This window comes from Sphingomonas silueang (assembly GCF_040049155.1).
Taxonomy (GTDB): Bacteria; Pseudomonadota; Alphaproteobacteria; order Sphingomonadales; family Sphingomonadaceae; genus Sphingomonas; species Sphingomonas silueang.
Window position 1 is genome coordinate 131,426 of the sequence record NZ_JBDZDK010000007.1, and the last position, 19,965, is coordinate 151,390.

At 68.7% G+C, this 19,965-nt stretch carries 22 protein-coding genes; all 22 read right to left on the reverse strand.

Annotation, left to right across the window (positions count from 1 at the left end; translation table 11 throughout):
• Window positions 1-12: 12 nt before the first annotated feature.
• On the reverse strand, window positions 13-2,784 hold the full coding sequence (locus ABLE43_RS09425; protein WP_348978238.1) for a hypothetical protein: 2,772 nt from the start codon (window positions 2,782-2,784) through the stop codon (window positions 13-15).
• Window positions 2,785-2,786: 2 nt separating this feature from the next.
• Window positions 2,787-4,874 carry a phage tail protein gene (locus ABLE43_RS09430; protein WP_348978239.1) on the reverse strand — a complete coding sequence of 696 codons (2,088 nt, stop codon included), beginning with the start codon at window positions 4,872-4,874 and terminating at the stop codon, window positions 2,787-2,789.
• Window positions 4,859-5,272, reverse strand: coding sequence for a DUF6950 family protein (locus tag ABLE43_RS09435; RefSeq protein ID WP_348978240.1), 414 nt, complete (start codon window positions 5,270-5,272; stop codon window positions 4,859-4,861). The genes ABLE43_RS09430 and ABLE43_RS09435 overlap by 16 nt, the downstream gene beginning before the upstream one ends.
• Window positions 5,257-5,853, reverse strand: a complete 597-nt coding sequence (locus ABLE43_RS09440; protein WP_348978241.1) for a hypothetical protein — start codon at window positions 5,851-5,853, stop codon at window positions 5,257-5,259. Before ABLE43_RS09440 ends, ABLE43_RS09435 begins: the two co-directional genes overlap by 16 nt.
• On the reverse strand, window positions 5,837-6,505 hold the full coding sequence (locus ABLE43_RS09445) for a hypothetical protein (RefSeq protein ID WP_348978242.1): 669 nt from the start codon (window positions 6,503-6,505) through the stop codon (window positions 5,837-5,839). The genes ABLE43_RS09440 and ABLE43_RS09445 overlap by 17 nt, the downstream gene beginning before the upstream one ends.
• Window positions 6,502-8,676, reverse strand: coding sequence for a phage tail tape measure protein (locus ABLE43_RS09450; RefSeq protein ID WP_348978243.1), 2,175 nt, complete (start codon window positions 8,674-8,676; stop codon window positions 6,502-6,504). Before ABLE43_RS09450 ends, ABLE43_RS09445 begins: the two co-directional genes overlap by 4 nt.
• Window positions 8,677-8,880, reverse strand: a complete 204-nt coding sequence (locus tag ABLE43_RS09455; protein WP_348978244.1) for a hypothetical protein — start codon at window positions 8,878-8,880, stop codon at window positions 8,677-8,679.
• A 38-nt stretch (window positions 8,881-8,918) separates the two neighbouring features.
• Window positions 8,919-9,344, reverse strand: a complete 426-nt coding sequence (locus ABLE43_RS09460) for a hypothetical protein (RefSeq protein WP_348978245.1) — start codon at window positions 9,342-9,344, stop codon at window positions 8,919-8,921.
• A 91-nt stretch (window positions 9,345-9,435) separates the two neighbouring features.
• A complete protein-coding gene (locus ABLE43_RS09465; RefSeq protein ID WP_348978246.1) occupies window positions 9,436-9,621 on the reverse strand; it encodes a hypothetical protein in 186 nt (61 codons plus the stop codon).
• Entirely contained in the window at window positions 9,618-10,217 is a 600-nt protein-coding gene (locus ABLE43_RS09470) for a hypothetical protein (protein ID WP_348978247.1), read from the reverse strand. The genes ABLE43_RS09465 and ABLE43_RS09470 overlap by 4 nt, the downstream gene beginning before the upstream one ends.
• A 2-nt stretch (window positions 10,218-10,219) precedes the next feature.
• Entirely contained in the window at window positions 10,220-10,633 is a 414-nt protein-coding gene (gene gp17 / locus ABLE43_RS09475) for a tail completion protein gp17 (protein ID WP_348978248.1), read from the reverse strand.
• On the reverse strand, window positions 10,626-11,063 hold the full coding sequence (locus tag ABLE43_RS09480) for a hypothetical protein (RefSeq protein WP_348978249.1): 438 nt from the start codon (window positions 11,061-11,063) through the stop codon (window positions 10,626-10,628). The genes gp17 and ABLE43_RS09480 overlap by 8 nt, the downstream gene beginning before the upstream one ends.
• Complete coding sequence (locus tag ABLE43_RS09485; RefSeq protein WP_348978250.1) at window positions 11,063-11,407, reverse strand: hypothetical protein; 345 nt, start codon at window positions 11,405-11,407, stop codon at window positions 11,063-11,065. Before ABLE43_RS09485 ends, ABLE43_RS09480 begins: the two co-directional genes overlap by 1 nt.
• Window positions 11,404-11,625, reverse strand: a complete 222-nt coding sequence (locus ABLE43_RS09490; RefSeq protein WP_348978251.1) for a hypothetical protein — start codon at window positions 11,623-11,625, stop codon at window positions 11,404-11,406. The genes ABLE43_RS09485 and ABLE43_RS09490 overlap by 4 nt, the downstream gene beginning before the upstream one ends.
• Window positions 11,622-12,185, reverse strand: a complete 564-nt coding sequence (locus tag ABLE43_RS09495) for a hypothetical protein (RefSeq protein ID WP_348978252.1) — start codon at window positions 12,183-12,185, stop codon at window positions 11,622-11,624. Before ABLE43_RS09495 ends, ABLE43_RS09490 begins: the two co-directional genes overlap by 4 nt.
• Before the next feature lie 3 nt (window positions 12,186-12,188).
• Window positions 12,189-13,043: a hypothetical protein gene (locus ABLE43_RS09500; RefSeq protein WP_348978253.1), complete on the reverse strand. Its 855-nt coding sequence runs from the start codon at window positions 13,041-13,043 to the stop codon at window positions 12,189-12,191.
• Between the two features lie 106 nt (window positions 13,044-13,149).
• Window positions 13,150-14,448, reverse strand: a complete 1,299-nt coding sequence (locus tag ABLE43_RS09505; protein ID WP_348978254.1) for a phage major capsid protein — start codon at window positions 14,446-14,448, stop codon at window positions 13,150-13,152.
• A 264-nt stretch (window positions 14,449-14,712) separates the two neighbouring features.
• On the reverse strand, window positions 14,713-15,390 hold the full coding sequence (locus ABLE43_RS09510) for an HK97 family phage prohead protease (RefSeq protein ID WP_348978255.1): 678 nt from the start codon (window positions 15,388-15,390) through the stop codon (window positions 14,713-14,715).
• On the reverse strand, window positions 15,387-17,444 hold the full coding sequence (locus tag ABLE43_RS09515) for a phage portal protein (RefSeq protein WP_348978256.1): 2,058 nt from the start codon (window positions 17,442-17,444) through the stop codon (window positions 15,387-15,389). The genes ABLE43_RS09510 and ABLE43_RS09515 overlap by 4 nt, the downstream gene beginning before the upstream one ends.
• Entirely contained in the window at window positions 17,441-19,057 is a 1,617-nt protein-coding gene (locus tag ABLE43_RS09520) for a hypothetical protein (protein ID WP_348978257.1), read from the reverse strand. Before ABLE43_RS09520 ends, ABLE43_RS09515 begins: the two co-directional genes overlap by 4 nt.
• Window positions 19,057-19,632 (reverse strand): phage protein Gp27 family protein, encoded by a 576-nt coding sequence (locus ABLE43_RS09525; protein WP_348978258.1) that lies wholly within the window; start codon window positions 19,630-19,632, stop codon window positions 19,057-19,059. Before ABLE43_RS09525 ends, ABLE43_RS09520 begins: the two co-directional genes overlap by 1 nt.
• Window positions 19,625-19,873, reverse strand: a complete 249-nt coding sequence (locus ABLE43_RS09530; protein ID WP_348978259.1) for a hypothetical protein — start codon at window positions 19,871-19,873, stop codon at window positions 19,625-19,627. The genes ABLE43_RS09525 and ABLE43_RS09530 overlap by 8 nt, the downstream gene beginning before the upstream one ends.
• Window positions 19,874-19,965: the final 92 nt, after the last annotated feature.

The window sequence follows — 19,965 nt, forward strand, 5'->3', positions numbered from 1 at the left end:
CCTCCAATCCGGTCAGGCAGAAATCGGCCGCTGGTGCGGCATCGGTTGTGCGCCACCCGCACGGATGACGGCGATCGGCATCTCGCATGCGGGTGCGACGTGCCACAGGGGCAGCCCGTTGCTGGTGGCAGTTGTGCTGTCGCGCAGGCAGGTACTCGACGACCGCAGGTGACGGTTCGTCGCGCCGATGTAGTCCATTCCCTGCCGCACGACCGCGTCCGAGCCGGGGGCACGACCAAGGGCCAGCTCGACGACATCGCCCGATTTGCCCACGGCAACCGACACGATCGGCACGACGCCTGCCGCATCGCGGACAACGAAGCCCTGATCCGGCAGGGTGCCGAACGTCAGCTCGTCAATCACGATCGGCAGGGTCGGCACCCGGTAGCGGATGCGTAGCATCTGGCCGCTCGCCACCGCCGACACGGGCCACAATGCATCCGGTTCGCACTGGTCGACGATCAGGTCCGCCATTGCCCGCCCGATGTACGCACCCATTCTGCGTTGGGAAACGGCGCTCAGGTGCAGCCCGCCTTCCACCGGATCGAAGGCGGAAAGCGGCGCGATGTAATGGATCAGCGGCGACTGCCGCGATGCCAAATACTGGGCTTGCTGGACCAGATTGAGATTGGCGCGCGTACCCTCGAAATAGGGCGAAGCGGTCTGCGACAGCAGGAAATGGACCGGCGTCGTCGGCACAGGGCGGCCGGGCGCGGCTCCGGTGATCGCGGCGACGGCGTCGGCGTTAATGTCGGCGACCAGTTGCAACAGCGCGGCAAGATAGGCGGCGGTGCTGGTCCCGGACTTGGCGTCATCCTCGCCTTGGCACCAATAGATCACCGGCGGCACATATGTCCTGCCGTTGGCATGGGCGAGCGCCGCCGCGCCGCCGATATGGTCGATGACCGACTGGTACCATGCCGCACCTTTCGACAGCTGCGTGATCGAATATCCCGCGTGCCCCGCCGACGACGCAAAGACCACGATCGACTTGGGATCGACTGCGTCGATCGCCGCCGCCAGCTCGACGAAGGCGGCGGCGGCGGCGGTCAGCGCCGTCTCGCCATTCATCGTCGAGCCGTCTGCGCCGGGGGCCGACGAGCTGGTATCCATTTCCACCAGCGGCTTGCTGGTCGACATGCCCGCACCCGTCACCACCGCGCCATAGCCGTTGCCCGCCTTGCCGGTGGCTACGCCGCCGCCAAAGGTCCGGGCGCTGTACATCTGGGCAGTCGAAAGCGCGGGTTTCGCTTCATACGCGGTGGAATTGCTCTGGCCGTTCGCGACCAGCCCCCACCACGACGACGAGGTCAAGAGCGGCAGGCGTACGGCGGCCGACAGCGGCAGGCGCGGGCTTCCTCCGTGCGTCGCTTCCTGCACCTCATCCTTCAGCGCATCGAAGGCGTCGGCGGTAACCGCCAACTCGCGGCTCACGACGTGCAGGCGGGCGTAGATCAGGACATCGGTCCGCGCCGCGCCGATCTCCGCCGTCGCGGGGATCGGCGCGATCGGGCCAAGGTAGCAGCCCGTGCCATCCGCTGGCGCGCCACCGGCGACGGAAAAGAGGCCGTCCGCCGTGCCCCGGATGCAGGCGATATCGCCGGCCTCGACCGCAAAGGGCGACAGGATCGGCAACTGGCGCGCTACGCCGCCGCCCTGGGTGCTGGCGCTCGACATGCCGATGCGGGTCCACACACCACCGATCGCGCGAAAGGCCGCGACTTCGATCGAGCCGGCCGCACGGTCATAGATGTCGATCGTTTCGACGCGGCCGGCCTTCGGGATCGCGTCCATGAAGAAAATCTGCGCGCCCAGCGCACCCTGCGCGTCGACGATCGGCGCGCCGGCAGGGCGACCGATTAGCGCCGCCCGATCGGCGTACAAGGGCGCGAGCTGCGCATCGATCGCGGCGAGCGCATCCGCCGTCACCTTTTGATCGTGGTAGGTGATGTTCAGGCGCACCTGGATCAGCAGATTGGTGCTGGCACCGCCCAGTGTCACCTCAGCCGGGATCGGCTGGGTCGGCCCCAGATAATAGCCCGCACCATCGGCGGCGGCCGGGGCGATGATGCTGTACAGCCCGTCGCTGGCCGCGCGAAGGCACAGCACATCGCCGACATCCACCGTCAGCGGCGGGTCGATCGCAAGACGACGCTCCACGTTCCCGCCCTGCGAAGCAACGGTGGCAAAGGCGGTGCGGGCGACTGCGCTCCCGGAACCATGAAACACGGCCACTTCGATCGCACCCGCGCCACGGTCGAAGATGTCGATTGATTCAAGCGTGCCCTTGTGCGCGACACGGTCGAGGAAGAAGACCTGGGCGGCGACGACCGGATCGGCCAGCGTCAGTGTCGCACCCAGTGGTCGCCCGACCGTCTCGACGGCTGCCACCGACAGGCTCGCCTTCACCGCATCGGCGGCCGCCTCGGCCGCCGCCACCTCACCTTCCATGGCAGCAAGGCGTGGCTCGACCACTGCCGCCACGCCTTCATAGTAGGATGCGTCCCGCGTCCATGCCCCGCCCACGAAGGAATAGACCCCGTTGTTCGCACCATCCGAATAGACGCGAGCGAGCGTGCCCGCCGGGCGGGCAAGGTCGGCATCCATGGCGGCCTTGGTCGCATACGGCAGCAGCCCGGCGGCGATCCCGCCGATCGCCTCGTCCAGGACTTTGCCGATGTCGCGGATGTCCGCCTTGGGCGGTTCGTGCTTCCCGCTGCCGGCCACGCCATCGGTGGCGAAGTCACGATACACCCTGCGGAATGCGTCTGCGATGATGCCCATCTCTACTCCCTTTCTGCCAGGGCCGGGCCTGCCAGCGCGGACGTGCCGTCCGCCTGGAAAGCCGCCGCCCAGTAATATTTCGACCCGGCCGGCACCGCCGCGTCGGTCACCGCCACCACCTCGCCCAGCGCGCCCCGGCGATCGTCACCGACCTGCACCGCGTCGGCGAAGTCGACGGTGTCGGCGCGATACAGCCGCGCGAAATCGAAGCTGGGCGACGACGGCAGGCGGAAGGTGACGACGATGTCGGCACCGTCTCCCTGGGCCGACAGATCGGTCGGCGCGGCCAGCGTCGTGTCGGCGATCGGCGTGATCGTCACCGATGCGCTCCAGGCGCTCGACCGCATCGTGATCGTGACGGCGCGCACCCGCACCTCATGCTCGATGCCGCTCGCGGTCGCGCCGCTGGTCGCCTCGTGCGCGTCCTGATCGACTGCCATCGTCACCCACGGCCCGCCAGCCACACGATACTGCGCCTCGTGGATCAGGTCGGCCCTGTCGGGATCGTCCCACGTCGCGCGGAGCTGGACGGCGTTCGTCTCGCCCAGCGACAGCTGATCGGCGGACACCGCCAGTCCGGTCGGCGCGGCCAGCGGCGGCATCGCCACCCCGCCGTCGCCACCGGTCGGCGGTGCGACCTCCATCGCCGGATCGAAATCCCAGTCGCTCGGCCGCACCTCGTCCAGCGTCACTTCCACCGCGCATTTGACCAGATCGAGCTTCAGGCTGGACACCTTGAAGTACGCATCCACCCCTAGCTGATCGGACGCGAGGCGAGTGAACCGCTCGCCCAGTAGATTGAGGCCGAACAGGTTGATCCGCGCGACGATGTGCCAGCGATCGGTGCCGAGCTGGGCCAGTGTGATGACGCCGATCCGACACGCCTGGTTATGGTGCGGGATGAAATAGGCGGTCAGTGCCTGGGGCGACGTGTTCGGATCGTCAACGGCTTCCGGGTTGACGATCGTCGTGCTTTCGTCCTCGCGGTAGCCGATCGCCGCCTCGGTATAGAGAACCTTGATCGCGTCCGTGCCGTGCCGCGCCTTCGGCCCCAGCGTGGCGGTCATGCCCAGGATATGATCGTCGGTCAGCACCACGCCGGGCGCTTCCCATCGGCCGGTCATCAGATTGAACAGCCCGTCCGCGTCCTGCCAGCAGAAGCCGTCGACCGCGATCAGCATGTTCGTCAGCACCTGCCGCCGCTCTTCGCTGGCGAGGCTGTAGCTCGCCCAGATGCGCCACCGGCCGATGATGTCGCCGCCGATCGTCGTCTCGGCCGCGTCGGAGAAATCCGCTTCGCGCGCGATATTCGCCCAGTTCACATTGTCGTAGCCCGCACCGTAGCCGTCCGGGTGCGCGAAATAGTCGGCTATCACCAGCGCCGCATTGTCGCTCCAAGGCCAGCCGCCCGGAGTGTCGAGGCGCACCGGCCCGTCACCGTGGATCGGATCGCCATCCGCCGTGCGGCCGATGATCGCGGTGCTGTCGAGGCGCGGATCGTACAGCGCCGCGCCATGCCGGACCTGCGTGTACTGCGGCACCTGGCTGCCGTAGACCTCGCTGAAATGCTCCTGCTTGACCGGATTGCCGATGATCGCGGCATGGGCGCACCCGCGCTGGCGGTGATCGGCGGTCCATTCCGGGAAGGCGGCGGTCAGCTCGCCGATCGCCGTCTGGTCGTCGCTACCGTCGCGCGTCAGCACGCGCACCGCGCCGCGATAGCCCGACGTGGTCACCTTGCCGGTAGCGTCCAGCGTCACCGGCTTGTCGTTGATGCGATGCTCGATGATCGGGCCTTCGCGACCGGTGCCGAGCGTCACGACCAGGGCGATGCGCCCCCGCCGGCTTTCGAGGAAGCTCAACTGCCCGCCGGTATGGACGATGCCGTAATGGCGACGGCGCGACCCGATCGCCGCCTTCACATTCTGCTGCCCATCGGTCGGCTTGGGCTGCCCGCCGCCGAACACCGCGCCGATCAAGGCATTGGTCCCGATCGCGAAGCCTACCGCGACGACGACGGTAATAAGCGCCGCCGCCGCGCCGGTCGCGCCGACCGCCGCGATCAGGAAGCCCGCTATTGCCTGGGGCATTCGACCCTCCATGCGGCCAATGCCGGCGACGCGGCGAACACCACGTCACGCCGCCCTCGCGCTGCCCACAGCCGCCCGGTGCGGATCGCCGCCACCAGCATCCCGCCCATATCGATCACGCCGACATCGCCGCGCCGGGGATCGTCGGTGCGCGGGCAGTCGAGCGATGCCATCGCCCGGCCGGCCATGGCGACCATGCCGCCCGCCGCCTGGACGAAGCGCCGCGCGCTCCGCCGCCCCGACAGCGCCGGCCGCATCGCCAGCCGCCGCCCGGTGACGCGCTCGACATAGTCCAGCACCGACAAGACACAGTTCGCCTCAGCCCAGCCGAACGGCTCGCTCGCCCAGCGGCGCAGCTCGGCCGCGACGGCGTCATCCCCGGTCAATAGTCCGGCCATGCCAGCACCTTGTTGACCAGCCCGCCGACAAACTCGAACCCGCGATCTCCCTCGAACCGATGCTGCTGGTCGCGATCGGTGTACATCGCGTGGCGCGGACGCGACCGGAGCGCGAACAGGCTCTCCGCCGTGATCGTCACCGACCGCTCGCCACTCTCCCGATCCATCGCGAACGTCGGCTGCAACATCCGCGCGCCCCAGATCGGATAGGGCATGTCCAGCACCCGCTGGTTGTCGGGATCGTCGGGATCGTCGACACCGAAGAACTGCACATAGACGCGCACCATCCGCCCGCGCACTTCCGCCTCGAACTCGTCGCGCGCCAGGCGCATGATGTCGGCATCGATGCCCGACAGGGTGAAGCTCGCTTCCGGAGCCTCCCCGTTCACCGCCTGCTCGATGCCGGACATCGATCCGAACTGACCGATCCCGCGCCAGATCGCGCCGTCGTTGGTGCGCAGCAGCCCCGGATCGCGCCACAGCCGCATCGTCTCGCTGGTGAAGTCGAAGCGCACCAGATTGGCGGCCTGGACATGGCCGCCCGCCAGCGCGCGCGCGATCGTCTCAGGAAAGAGGCTCATCGAATGCCTCCACGAAGGAAATGGAAGGGGTCGCCCAGCGTCCGCGCTTCAGCGTCAGCTGGCCATTGTCGTCGTCGGGCAGCCGCCCGATCATCACCGGGCGCAGGCGCAGCGGCTGGGCTTCATAGTCCCGGCGCATCGTCGGCGACGACCGGATGGTGGCGACGCTGCCGGTCCAGTGAACCTGCGTCGCGACATAGGGCTGATCGCCCAGCCCGAAATATTGCCCGGCCTCCAGCACCGGGCCATAGGCTCCGAAGTCCGCCTGGATGTTGCGCGTGCCCTGCTCGGCCGTCACCACCACCCCGTCAAGGTCGGCCGTCAGATAGCGCGCGGCGTCGCTGAAGGTCGCCCCGTCCGAATGCGGCGTCAGCCCCGCGCCGATCGCCGCGTCGGCGGCGGCATAGCACAGGTCGAACAGCGGCACCCGCACCCGGCCCGCGCGCCCTTCCAGCGACGCCAGCAGCGCGCGCCACGCCAGCACCTGCCCGCCCACCAGACCGTCGAAGTCGAGCGTCAATCCGAAGGGCGGGCGGATCACCGGCGAAACCTGGGAAAATCCGGACAGGCTGGTGGTCAGCCCGGCCGTCTGCCTGGGCGGCAGCACCGTGATGTCACGCGGCACCAGGACGGGGGGCCAGTCGAAGATCATGATCGGCGCGCCACTTGTTCGCGCACCCGATCGGCCACGACCTGGTCATAGCCCGCCAGCCCTTCGCGCACCCCGGCCGCGACCATCTCGGACACCTCGCGATTGCCCCGCGCCCCGTTGACCGTCACCGCCAGTTCCAGCCGCCCAAGGCGCGGCGGCATTGCCGGGGCGGGCTGCATCGCGCCCAGCAGCGATCGGTTCGACTGGATCATCGTCCCGCGCGGTGTCGGGATCGCCAGCTCGGGACCGGCTTCCCCGACCAGTCCGAATTTGCCGGACGGGATCAGCCCGCCGCTCTCGAACCCGCCCGCGAACAGCGACGAAAGGATCGCCCCGATCCCGCCGCCCTTGCCGCCTCCAGCGCCACCGAACAGCTGCTCCAGCAGCCCGCCAACCGCGTCGAACGCCGCCTCCAGCCCGCGCGTGGCGCCGCCTTCCAGCCAGCGGGCGAGAAACCCTTGCAGATCACCGTTCAGCGCCGCGCGGGTGCCTTCCGTGAAAGACCGGCGGAAGCCTTCGCGCCATTCGGCCTCGGCCGCCGGCGGGACCGCAGGCGGCGTGGAAGCGCCTGCACCTGCTGCTGGCGGCGGGGGCGGCGGGGGCGGGGCGGATGGTGGTGGATCGCCTTTGCCGTCGTCGATAATGATGGCAGTGCCCGGCGACGGAGAAACAGCGAGGGCAAAGATTGACCCGGCTTCTACCATTCCGTCGATCAGGTCTTTGAGCCATGCAATACGCCCGCCGAACCAGTCGAATATCCCCCTCAACTTGTCCTGAAGCCATTCCTTAACGGCGCTATAGACGCGCTGGAACGCACCGCTCACGCCCGGCGCAAACGCCTCCACCACCGCCAGCGCTGCGCGGATCGGCGCGGCCACGAAGCCCTCGACCGCCCGCCATGCCCCGGCGAAGTCGCCGCGAAGCAAAGCCGATACGGCGGTCACGATCCGCTGGAGCTGCGCACCGAAATAGTCCGACAGGATGCCGAACACCTTCTGCACCACAGCGCCGATCGCGGTCAGCACCGGCTGCACCGTCCCGGTCCACCAGCTCGAAACCGCCGCGCCGACGCGGTCCAGCAGCGCCTTGATCGTGTCCCAGTTCTGCCACGCCAGATAGACCAGCCCGACCGCCGCCGCGATAGCGGCCAGCGGGATCAGGAACGGGGCGAGCGCCGGTAGCAGGCCAAGTGATGCCGCCCGCGCCGCCGCCAGCGCGGTTGACAAGGCACTGAACGCCGTGCCGCCGGCCGCGACCGCACCCATCAACGTGCCGAACCCGCTGGTCATCAGTCCCAGCGTCATCAGTAGCGGCCCGATCGCCGCCAGCACGGCGGCGGCGGCAAGGGCGAACTGCATCATGCCGGGGTTCGTCTGTGACAGCCGCCCCGCGAAATCCGCAGCCTTCGTGACCAGATTGGTGATGCCGTCCAAAAGGCCCGACGAAACGATCGCCACCGTCAGCTTCTGGGTCGATTGCTCCATCTGGAGCTGCGCGGCGTTATACCGCTTGAACATCTCGATCTGCTCGGGCGTCAGGACGTTCGCCTTCGCCCCAAGCTCGTCGAACGCCTTGCCGCCGTTGGCCAACAGCGGGATCAGCCCGGTGGCATCGGACGCCATGGCCTCCATGTAGAAGGTCATTTCCGACGCGCTGACGCCGGCCTTCTCCAGCGACGAGTAGAAGAGCTGAAGAGCTTCCGGCCCCGACAGGTTCCGGAACTGCTCTGCGGTGACGCCGACCGTGGGTGCGATCTTCTTGAAGAAGTCGGCCATCGGACCGCCGCCGGTCTGGAGGAAATCGCCGACGCGGTCCTGCATATCCTTGTAGATGTCGGAGAGCTTGTCGCCCTCGATACCCACGGTACGCGATGCCCCGGCCAGCCGCTGGAATTCGGTCGTGCCCACACCCGACAGGCGCGCGAAATTCTCGATCTCCGGCACGCTGTCGGCAATCGCCTTGGCGTTGGCGAGAACCGCGGCACCGGCCCCGGCGATCGGCGCGGTGACAGCCATCGACAGCTTCGCGCCGACGTTCTGCATGCGCGCCCCGCGCGCCTGCATGTCGTCGGCGGCCGACTGGACGCGGTCACGGGCGCGATCCAGCCCCTCGTTCAGCTCGCGATCGTTGGTCAGCAGCGTCAGGACTGCGCTGCCAAGGCTCTCTGCCATCTATGCCTCCACGACCGCGATACCCATCACGGCAAGGGCGTCGGGGGTGGCGGCGATGCGCGGGCGCTCGGCTGCGCCATCCGCCGCCCGGCGGACATCATCCACCCAGGCGCGCGCATCTTCCGGCTGGATCGACATCACCGCCGACGCCGTCGCCACCTGCATCGCGGCAAGGTCGCGCTCGGCCTCCAGGCGCGGCAGCATGGCGAGGTAGGACCGCAGCAGCGCCAGCGGCGTCGCGGTCAGCCAGCGGACGGGGTCGCCGCCGTATCCGCGCTGGAGCCGGGCGAGGGCTTCGCCCCAGTCGACGCGGTCGCGTTCTTGACCATTGCTCCCGCCAGCGTCGCCTTCCTCGCCAGCGAGAGCATCGTAAAAACCTCGACGACGCTCATCTTATGCGCGTCGGACAGCCGGGCACGCACCGCGACCGGCACCGGCTCCATGATGATCGCGATCATTTCTTCGAGCGTGGCGGAGAGCTGCTTTTCGCCGGTGGCGTTCAGCTCGTCCGCCTTCAGCAGCTTGTCGAGCTTGCGCCCCAGCGCGGCCACGCGGTGACTGGTCAGCAGCGCCAGTTCGTCGGGCGAGAGGATTTCATACTGGACGCCGTCGATCGAAATCTTCGGGCGATCGACCAGCGTTTCGAGGTTCAGGACCGCGTCGGTCATGTCGGGCGCTCATGCTGTAAGGACTGACCCGGCTATGCCCGGTCAGCCCTCACGCCCGCGCCCCGGACGGCGGTCCGTGGGCGGATGCCCTTCACCGGGCGTCGTGTAGCTCGACGCCCCGTCTGTTGCATTCCGCACGCACCGACGCAAGCCGCGACCGGATCAGCCGCATCTGCTGGCGGGACGCACGGACATCCCGCTTGTGCCGGCGGAGCTGCGCCTCCAGCGACCGCGCGATCTCCGCCAGCGCGGCATCGGTCGCCTGCCGATGGCTCACAGCGCCGCCTGGTGCTGCATCACCAGCCGCCCGAAGCGCTCCAGGTCCGATGCGGCGGCGGCGCTTTCCAGCGCGGTGAACACCAGCTCCAGCCCGGCGGGCTTGCCCTTCTTGAACACCGGTTTGGGCGATCCCGACTGGTAGCAGATCGGCACCTCATACTGCGCGGGCATCGTCTCGGCATAGGCGCTGACCCCGCGCGCCAGCAGCGCATAGGTCTTGAGCGTGCCCCCACGCGACAGGCCGATGCGCCGGGTGCCCGGCGTGCCGACCCCGGCCGCCGTCGTCGTCGGCGCGACCCCCGACAGCGCCAGCGCATATTGCTCCAGCGTCATGTCCCACAGCGTGACGGTGAACGTCAGGTCCTCTTCCGTGCGCCATGCCGCCACCGGCCCCAGCGCTCCCGCCGGGCGCGCCTGCTCGATCTTCTGGTCGTGCGTCACCGACACGCCGTCGTCGGAGTAATTCCGAGTCGTGTTCGTGCCGACGCCCGCCCACGGCGCACCCGGCGCGGCGGTGATGACCGGAAAGGCGGTGCCCACCGGTGCGAGGAAGAGGCTCAGCGGCCCCGCGATGATCTCAAGCTGACCCGCCATATTCATTCTCCCAAGGCGTAGAAAATCTGAAAGGATTGGAAGGATCGGGGCCATGTCCCGTCCCGATCGCGGCCGGCGGAAAAGCCGCCCGCCGAATTGACCCAGTGGATCAGCGTGCCGCCGATCGTCTGCCGCCGGATGCCGCGCAGCACCCGCGCACCGGCGGCGCGCAGCTGATCCGCCTCACGCGCCGTCGCGGCATAGGCGATCAGGTCGACCCGTTGCGCGTCCACGTTCGCATCGCTGTCGCTGGTGTAGGCCGACCCGCCCGACGCCTGGATGACGATCGTGCGGATCGGCATCCGCGCCACCGCATCCTCCGGCAGCTCACCGCCGTACACGTCGCTGCCGGCAAGCCCTGCTACCACGGCATCCGCCGCCAGCGCCGCGACCAGCGCGCCGATCGGATCACTCACCTGCCGCCTCCGCGCGTTCATATGCCTTGCGGATGCGCGTCGCGAGGCCGGGGTACAGCTTGTCGGCCGCCGGCCGCAGATACGGGCGTGCCGGGATCGTCACCGACTGGACGAACACCATGCCGCCCTGGCCGTCACCGAACGCCAGCGCCTTGGCCGTCACCGGCTTGATGACGCCGCCCAGCTCGTGGATCAGCGCATAGACCACGTCCTGCACGCCCCAGGTGCCGCGCACGCCAGCGCCAGCCACCACCGCGTAATCCACGATCGCGATGCCGCCCTCCAGCGTGGCAGTCCGATTTTCCCAGTCGTGGTTCGTCTTGGCGTGCTGGACACAGCGCGCCATGGTGCCGTTGACGCCCGCGATCTGCGCCGCCTGCATCTTCGCGCCGATCGCCGGCCCCTGCCAGTCGATGTCCACCGTCGCCATCAGTCGATCCGCTTCAATGCCGCTTCAAGATGGCTGCCGCGCGACTGCACCGGCCCTTCGACCTTCAGCCGCCCGGCGAAGGTGATGCGGCCCAGCCGGTCGGTGACCTTGGCGATCTCGTCGCCTGGGCGCAGATCGGCGGCACGCGCGAACAGCCCGCGCACGTCCTCGATCATCGCCGTCTTGTCGCCGTCGACCACCTTGCGCGATGCGGTCGACCACACGAAGCAATGGATCACGCCGATCGCGGCGGGAGCGGCGGGCACCGGCTGGCCCCAGCCATCCTTGCCGGCGACACCCGAGCGCTCGACATGCGCGCGCATGGTCAGGCGTCCGGCGATCATGCCGGCTGCTCCGCCGCTTCCTTCGTCTCGACGGCGGCAATGGCTGCGTCACGCGCCTGCCGGTACGCGGCCGGATCGACGCGAAGGTTGCGGAAGGTGTCAAACACTGCACGGTTCAGGGCCTTGGGCACGCGCCGCCAGTGCGGCCAGCACATCAGCTGGCCGGGCTTTGCATGGGCGGTGCAGCCGGCGACCGGACAGGGACTGCCCTCACTCACGCCATCACCATCCCGCGCCGGGCTTCCAGCCCGACAAACACCTTCTCCCGCTCCGCTTCGGTGTCTCCGAAGCTCGCCTGATAATCCCCGGCCTTCTCCGACTTCAGCACCCCACGGCTGGTCAGGTCGATCTGCATCAGCCGGATGATCGCCTCGTCTCGCGCCGCTTGGGACGGCCCGGCCGGCGTGTAGGTGACACGCACGATCGGCGACCAGTGCGACCGGCCGTGCTGCCCGGTCGACAGCCGCTGGAGCGTCCGCCCGCCGTGCAGGACACGATAATCATCCGCCGACAACGTCACCGCATCGCCGGCCGCGCCGCTGTCGCCCGGCGCGATCTCCACCACGACGACATCGCCGACACCGATCGGGCGATTGAGTCGCAGGGTGCGGTGCGGCCCGGACTGGGGATCGGTCGGGTCGCCCAGGTCGACCGTGATCGGCCCGACCGGCCCAAGGCGCTCGTCCAGCTCGCCCGCGATCCCGGCGATCATCGCCAGCAGTTCGGTATCGGACAGGTCCGATCCCGTGCGCTCCCGGACCCGGTCGAGCAACGCCACGGTCTACTCCGCGTCGGGGCGCGCGGTGCGCGCGCCCTTCGTCTCGCGGGTCCGCCGCTCCTTGTCCTCGCCCGGACGCCGCTCCTTCGGCGTCTCGACCGGCGCGGGCGCGGGGGCCGGCGCGGCATCGGGCAGCGGCGCATCGCCACGGATCGCGGCGACGGCCGGATCGTCGGCAGTGACGGCAGCGGCGGGTGCGTCGGCTGCGATCGGCGCGGCGATCGGCGACGGTTCGGGCAGCGGCGCGTCGCCCTCGATGGCGGCGGCGACCGCGTCGGCGCCGACGACGGCCGCGACGGGCGCGGCGACGGTGTCGGTCGGGGCGATCGGCGCGGGCGGGGCCGGAGCGACCGGCGGCGGCACCGGCACCATCGTATCGTCCACCGGCACTTCCGGAACCTCCGGCCCGACCAGCGCGCCGTCGTCGCGGTGACGGATTTCCACCCGATCATGCGCGCGACCGTTCGCCTTGTCGTAATCGACGTGCGCGCGTAGCGCCGCCGCCGCTTTCTCGCGGCCAGGAAAGGCGATCCAGTCATCGGTGAACGTCCTGGCCTCGACGCCCAGCCGATCGTCCGACAGGATCGCCAGCAGTTCGGCTTCGTCGATCTGCCCGTCGTGGATCAGCACCGGCGTATCGGCGAAGCGCAGCCCGGCGACCGCCACCGGATCGCTGCCGATCACGACGATGCGCAGGATCGCCTCGCGCAGCTCGCCGTCGACCAGACCGAAAAGCGCCGCCGCGCTGTCGGGGACTTCATCGCCGGGGATCGCGTACAGCGTAGCCGCAGCGGGATCGTCTTCCAGCACCAGGCGCGCCTTGTCGCTGGTCAGGAACAGTCGTTGTTTCGCGAACATCGCATCTCTCCGTTGGGGAAAAGGGGCGGGCGACCGACCACCGCCCAGAGGTCGGCCGCCCTACGGCGCGGCGGGAGAAAGGACCGAAACCCCGCCGCTACCGATCTCAGGCCGGGGCGAGGCCGGTGACCGCGCAGAAGGCCGCGGGGCGGAACCACACCAGCGCGACGCGGGTGTCCGCGCGGATCGTGCGCCTGCCTTCCGTGAACTGCGTGCCGGCGAAACCGACCTGGACATCGACGCCGCGACGCTCGACCAGATTGACGAAGGCGGGAAGGAAGCTGCCGACATACCCCGACCCGCGCGCCTCCGCGTCGTTCTGCACGACGGGCAGGCCCCACATCCGCTCCGGACCGGCCTCGCTCGGGCTACCCCAGATATAGACGCCTTCCGTGGTCCGCATCAGGCGCACGTCCTGCCAGTCCTCGGGGTGCATGACGTGATGCGTCGGGACCGCGCGACCGCCAACACGGACCTTCGTCATAGCGCGGTAGAAGGCGTCGGGCACCGGATCGGCACCGCGCGCCTGCGTCTGGATGCCGATGACATTCTTCAGGCCGCGCAGCTCGGCACCCGCGCCGGTGCCGACCAGCGACTGGCCGTCGAGCTTCTGTCGCACGCCGAAGGTCAGGCGCGAATTGATGTAGCTTTCGACGAAAGCCACATCCTCCAGCTGCTCGTCGGTCACCGGCACGCTGTCGGTGATCTTTTTCACTTCCGACCCCTTATCGGTCATGACGAACGTCGACTCCCCGTAGGTGCCGCCCTGCGCCGTCATCGCCGCACCATGCGTGCGGGTCGTCTCTTCGATATAGCGGACACTGTCGCCGTCGGTACGCGCGGTCGGCAGGATGTCGATCAGCTGGGGCGGACGCGCCGCCGCCTCGACGAAGCCGGGCAGGCGGATGTTCTGCACCGACACGCCCGCCAGCGTCGACATCAGCGCCTTGGTGCCCATCGTCTCGAACGCCGCTGCCGCCGCCAGCATGTCGGTCCCGACGACATCGCCGAACCCCAGCGTGATGCCGCCGGCCGCACCCGACTTCGCCCATGCCTGATACGACTTCGACTGGGCGACCAGCTCGCCCAGCGACTTGACGGTGCGCCCGCCGCTGTCGGTCGTGCCACCGGGGAAGCGGAAGCCGGCGCGCGACTTCTCGCGCTCTTCATGCGCCGCCGCCGCCTTCTCCGCGCCTTCCAGGGACTCCGCCTGCTTGGCGAGGTCGTCCAGCTCCGCGTTCATCTGCTGGACCTTGTCGGACACGGCGACCGCGCCCTTCACGTCCGCGCCCAGGCACGTCACCTTGTCGAACGCATAGCCGCTGTCCGTCTTCGCCTCGGCGAAGACCGCCGCCAGTTCGGCCTGCTTCGCGCCCAGCTTGGCGCGCAAATCCTTGAGTGTCATTCCACCGCTCCACGATCCTGTGATCGGGAGCCATCTGGCAGGATCGCCGCGTCGCCCGCGCCCCGGACGGCGGTCCGGGCGATGCGGTATCGGCGGCGTGGAAAACCGGGTCGGTCTAGCGGATCGATGCCGCCGATGACAAGCCGCCGCCCGGACCGGGTCCGAACGGCGGCATAAGAAGGCGTCAGAAGCCCTAAGAAGGCGGGTGGCGGCAGTTCCGGTGCATCCGGAGGGGCAACACGCCCGGCACCGCTTCCGGAGCCGCTATGCCGACAGGTGCCGCCGCGACATCGCATGCAGCCAGGCACCGACCGCATCGTCCGACGACGGGGCCGGGCGGTCGATCGCCGCCAGCGTCTCGCCGATCGATCCGTGGATATCGCGCAGCTGCTTCCTGCCGGACGCCGACAGGACGGCCGGATCGGTCGCGGCGATCACCGCCAGTTCGCCGACCAGCGCGGCGAACCGTTCGGGCCGAAGCGTCGCGCCCTTGATCTGAAGCGTACCCGTGCCGATCCCCGCACCGCGCAGGACGGTCGATACCTCATTGACCGCCAATTTCTTCAGTTCCCGGACACGCATGTTCTGCCGAAACTGCGGCGACGCATCCAGCACGTCGAACCCGTACGACCACTCCTGCACCGGCGTACCGGTGGCGAGGTCGAACTTCAGTGTCTCATGCCAGTCGCGACCGGCCTGCGTGTTCAGGTTCAGGCGCAGCTCCGCCAAGGCCCAGTCGCCTTCCTCATACACGCGGGCCTTGCCCAGGGGCATGGCGCTCCGGTTGTGCGCGGGAAGGATATAGACCCACTGCTCCTTCCACGAAAAAGCGCCGGGCAGATAGGTGTCGCCGTCATTGTCGACAGCCGACAGCTGGGCGATCCGCGCCAGCCCCACGCCCGCGTCATCGACGGACTGGATGGTCAGGTTCTTCGTAATCATGCGTCGTCCTCGTCGTCGAAGTAGGGTGCAAAGCTCAGGGTCCCATTGGGATGTTCGGCGGCTGCCATCTTGTCCGCCTCATCGGCCGTCACGATGCTGCCGTTGCGCGCGATATGATCCGGCTTCGATCGGCCCGGCCCCAGGCGGCCGTCGAACACCATGAATTTTTCCACGCCGCCTGCGCGGGCGCGTTCGATGGTGCTGACGTTCTGCGCATACTTGGTTTCGGTGCGCGCGATCACCCGCGCCCGGATTTCGGAGGTCGACCACGGCCCGCCCTCGACGCGCTCGACGATCCGCGCCGCCAGCTGCTCGGCACCTTCGCCCGCCGCACGTCCCTCCGCCAGCGCCTCGAACAGCGCCTCGCGCGACTGCCCCTCGATGTCGACCAGCTCGGCCCGCCGACCACCGGCGGCGATGATCGCGCGCGCCACCTCGTCGGGCAGCGATGCGCCCAGCCCGGCCGACGCCGCCGCCTCCGATACCGCCTTGGCGATCTCGATATACTGCGCCTCGTAGATCGATCGCAGGTCGCCTGCCCACCGGGCAATGCCCAGGCGCGACAGGATCGCCTCCACCACGCCTTCGTCGGCATCGTCCTTCTGCTCGCCGCTGAAGGCCGCGCCTGCCTCCCGTCCGATCCGGGCGAAAAGCGTGGTCAGCGGTTTCTCCCAGGCACGCGCCTGCCCGGCCTGGGCACGCTGAAGGATCAGCGCATAGGCGGAGCCGCGCCGCATCTGCTCGGGCGTGGCGCGCGGGCCATGGTCGTGCGGCATCCCGTCCAGGTCCTTGATCCGCTTCGGCTCCGCCACCGGTGGCTGGGGCCGGACGCCCGACGCCGGGACCTCGATCATCGCAATCGGGCGCAGATAGATGTGGTCGCCCGGCTCGACCTCCATCCCGCACGCGGCCTTGGCCTGGGCGATCGTCGCCCATCCGCCCTGGACGCGCGTGTTCCACATCGTCGTCTTGGCGGCTTCGTCCTCCTGAAGCGCCGCGACCTGCGACACGTCCCAGACCACTTCCAGCATGGACGTCGGGCCGAACTGCCACAGCATCGCCCGTTTCAACTCGTCGGCGATGGCCTTGGCTACGGGCAGGACGCCATTGTTCCAGGCGAGCTTGCGCATCTCGGTCATCGTCGCGCCGACCTTGGTCGACTGGAGGCCGGCGCCGAAGCCCACGACGGCGGACGGGATACCCAGCAGCGCGCAAACACGCTCCTCGGCGATGTCGCGCGCCTCGCCCATGTTCATTTGCTGGGGATTGAACCCGAACGGCGATACGTCGGTCGGCGCGCCCATCACCAGCGGCGCGCCACGCTTGTCGCCGCCGAACTGTTCCGCGAACCAAGCCTTTGTCGCGGCGACGTCATCCGGCGTCGGCATTGCGCCGCCTTTCGGACTTATCACGACCCCCGGAACACCCATGTTCCGCAGCAGGCTCGCGACGAAGTTGCTGCTTTCGATGTCCATAAAAATTTCACGGACGACACTGTCGATCGGCGACAGGCCCTTGCGCATGTTGCGCGGGTTGAGCCCCAGGCGAAAGTGAACGACATCGTCGATCGACACCGCGACCGGCTCGGCACCGCCGCCCGGCGCATAGCGATAGTGCGAAATGAACTCCGACCCATCGACCAGCCACTTCGGCTCGATCATCCAGTGCGGGATGTACCAGAGCTCGGCTGGCCTCCCCGCGCCGTTGCGGACGATCATCCAATAGGCGTTGCCATCGGTCAGCAGCGACAGGATCGTGCCCCACCACAGCGCGATATCGCCATAGTGCGGATTGGGCGTCTGGATCAGTGCAATCAGCGGATGGTCGGGCAATGCCACCGATCCGTCCCGCGTCTTGCGCCGGACGGTCAGTGTCGCCTCTGGCAACGCGCGCTGCACCCATGCGACCGGGGCCATCACCACCGATGCGTCGAGGCCGTCGCCTACCTCCGCGCGATAGTCGAACCGGGTCCGGCGCAGGAAGCCGCCCTGAAAGCGGGGCGTTCCATGCCGCAGTCGCGACAGCGCCTGCGCCGCCTTGGTCAGAATGCTCATGCCGGTATCCACGTCTGGTCGAGAGGGGTCGGGCGGCTGGGCGCATCGCCCATCGGTGCCCAGCGCTGACCGCCACCGCGCAGGGTGGCGGAGTGGAAATTCAGCAGCGCCACGCCCGCGTCGCCGTGGCGCTTGCCGCCGTCGCTGCCTTTGGTCCGGACCTGCCGGGGGATGCGCGCCACCCCGCCGACGATCTGGAACTGGCGAAGGTCGCCGCGCACGTCGAGGTCAGCGGGGATCAGCATCGACCGATCCTCGAATGCGGCACGGAACCGGGGGGTATGCTCGCGCGACCATTCGTCGCTCGGCATCAGCTCGACGATGCGATCCGACCCGAAACGCTGGCGCGCTTCCTGCGCCAGCACCATGCCGTTGCCGTTCGCGTCGAGCGTGCCCGCCGCGAAGCTGCCTATCTGCTCGACCCGGTCGACCATCCACCACAGCGCCTGCTTCTGCTGGTCATAGGGGCAGGCGCGAAGCTCGACGATCAACGGCACATGCCGCTTCAGGTCCTGCCCGACGAAGCCGATCGGGAAGCACGACCGGTCCTGCCGCATCGCGAAGTCGCCGCCCAGATACCATGTCAGATGCTGATTGCCGTAGCGCGCCAGCACCGGCTCCACCTCGCGCAACAGCCACGCCAGCATCTCGCCCCGGCGCGCCGTCTCGCTCATGTCCACGAAGCCTTCAAACGGCGGCTCCCAGCGCGCGACCTTGTATTCGGTCGTGCTGCACGCCTCGATCCACGCGAGCGGCAGCAACACCCCGTCGCCCTCGCGCGGGATCACGTCCAGTTCCTCGCGCTTCGCCTCGACGCGGCTGCCATAGGCGCGCCGCACCTTGCGATACCATGCGTCCTTGCCCTCGACCGTCGCGGTCCATCCGCGCATCAGGCATACGCGCTCGTACAGCCCATTCCGCACCGCATCGTCGAAGGTGACGGTATGGATCGAATAGTCGAGCGCCCCCGTCTCGATTTCGCGGATCAGCTCGTTGAAGGCGTTCAGCGCGCCGTTATGCGTGCTGATGATCCGGATGACGCCGCCCCAGATCAACATCGCGTTACAGGCGTCGATCACTGCCGCGACATTGCGGTGGAACGCCGCTTCGTCGATCACGACCCTGCCTTGCAAGCCGCGGATGTTCGCCGGATTGCTCGACAGCCCGACGATTTCATGGCCGCTGGCGAAGCGGATGCGATACGCCTGGATTTGCTGGGTCGATCCGTCCTCTTGTACGTCGTCGAACAGGAAATCGCCGACCGTCAGCACTTCCTTGGCGACGGTGCGCGCGAACCGGCCGCACACCTCGACGAAGGCACGGCCCTTTTCCTTGGTATCGCCGATGTAGAAGGTGCTGTCGCCGCCTGCGCTCTTCGACGCCGCCGCGATCAGCGTGCTGTCCAGGCTCTCCGCGAAGGTAATCCCGGTCCGCCGTCCCTTCCGGCACAGCTTCAGCGGCGATTCGTCAGCAATCCAGTCCTTCTGGTGCTGCATCAAGATGCCCGACGCCAACGGGTCGAAGCCCACCGGCGGCAGCACGCCAGGCGCCATCATGTCTACCGGCGACGGCGGCGGAGCCTGATCGACCGTGGGAAGCCCTTCGGTCAGCATCACGACGCCCCGGACACGCCAAGGAACTCATGCCGCATCTTCGCGATGCTCTCGGCACTAAGACCGCCCTCGCGCGCGATATCAGTTGCGCGATCAGCAGCCTGGGCGATCTTGTCGGCGTGGCGCTGCTCAAGCCGGCGGCGGTATTCCTCGGACGTGCGCTGGGCACCGACCGCCGCCTGGAGCGTCCGCGACAGCTCCATCAGTCCCTTGGTCGTGGGCTGCTGTTCCAGCTGCGCATAGACCGCCGCCTTCAGCATTTCCGCCACGACGACCGTTACATCGTCCGATCCGTCCGTGCCCAGCGCGCCGGTGATCTCGCCCGCGATCGATCTCACTTCGTTGAGATTGCGGAATTGCACCGCCTTGCGCACCGACCAGCGCGAAAAGCTGGATTTGGTGACCGGATCGATCCCCCGCGCCGCCAGCCGGCGGTTGAACTCCGCCACGATGGCGATCTGCGGCATGTCGCGGGCGCGCAGCTGCTCCAGCGCCCAGGCGATATCCTCTTCGGCATCCTCGGGCAGCAGGTCGATTGACGACAGCCGCCCACGCCCCTCGCGACGCTCAGCCATGGTCAGCACCTCCCAATTCGTGCGCGATCTGCTTGCCGCGCGGTGTCAGTCTGCACGCAATGAAACACCGGCACGGCGTCCGGCCCAGGCGCTGCACCAGCCCTGCGGCCTCCATGCGGACCAGCATCTTCAGATCGTGCCGGTCGCCCTTCGCTCGCCCCAGGAACGCGAGATCGACGTTGTCCAGGTCGCGCCCTTTCGGCCACGCGATCAGCGCCTTCTCGATGGCACGATCCAGCATCCGCCATTCCCGGAAAGGCAGTCGGCATCCGCGCGCGTGGGTGCGGGGTGGCACGACAACATGCCGTGCGACAGCAGGTAGAGGCTGACCTG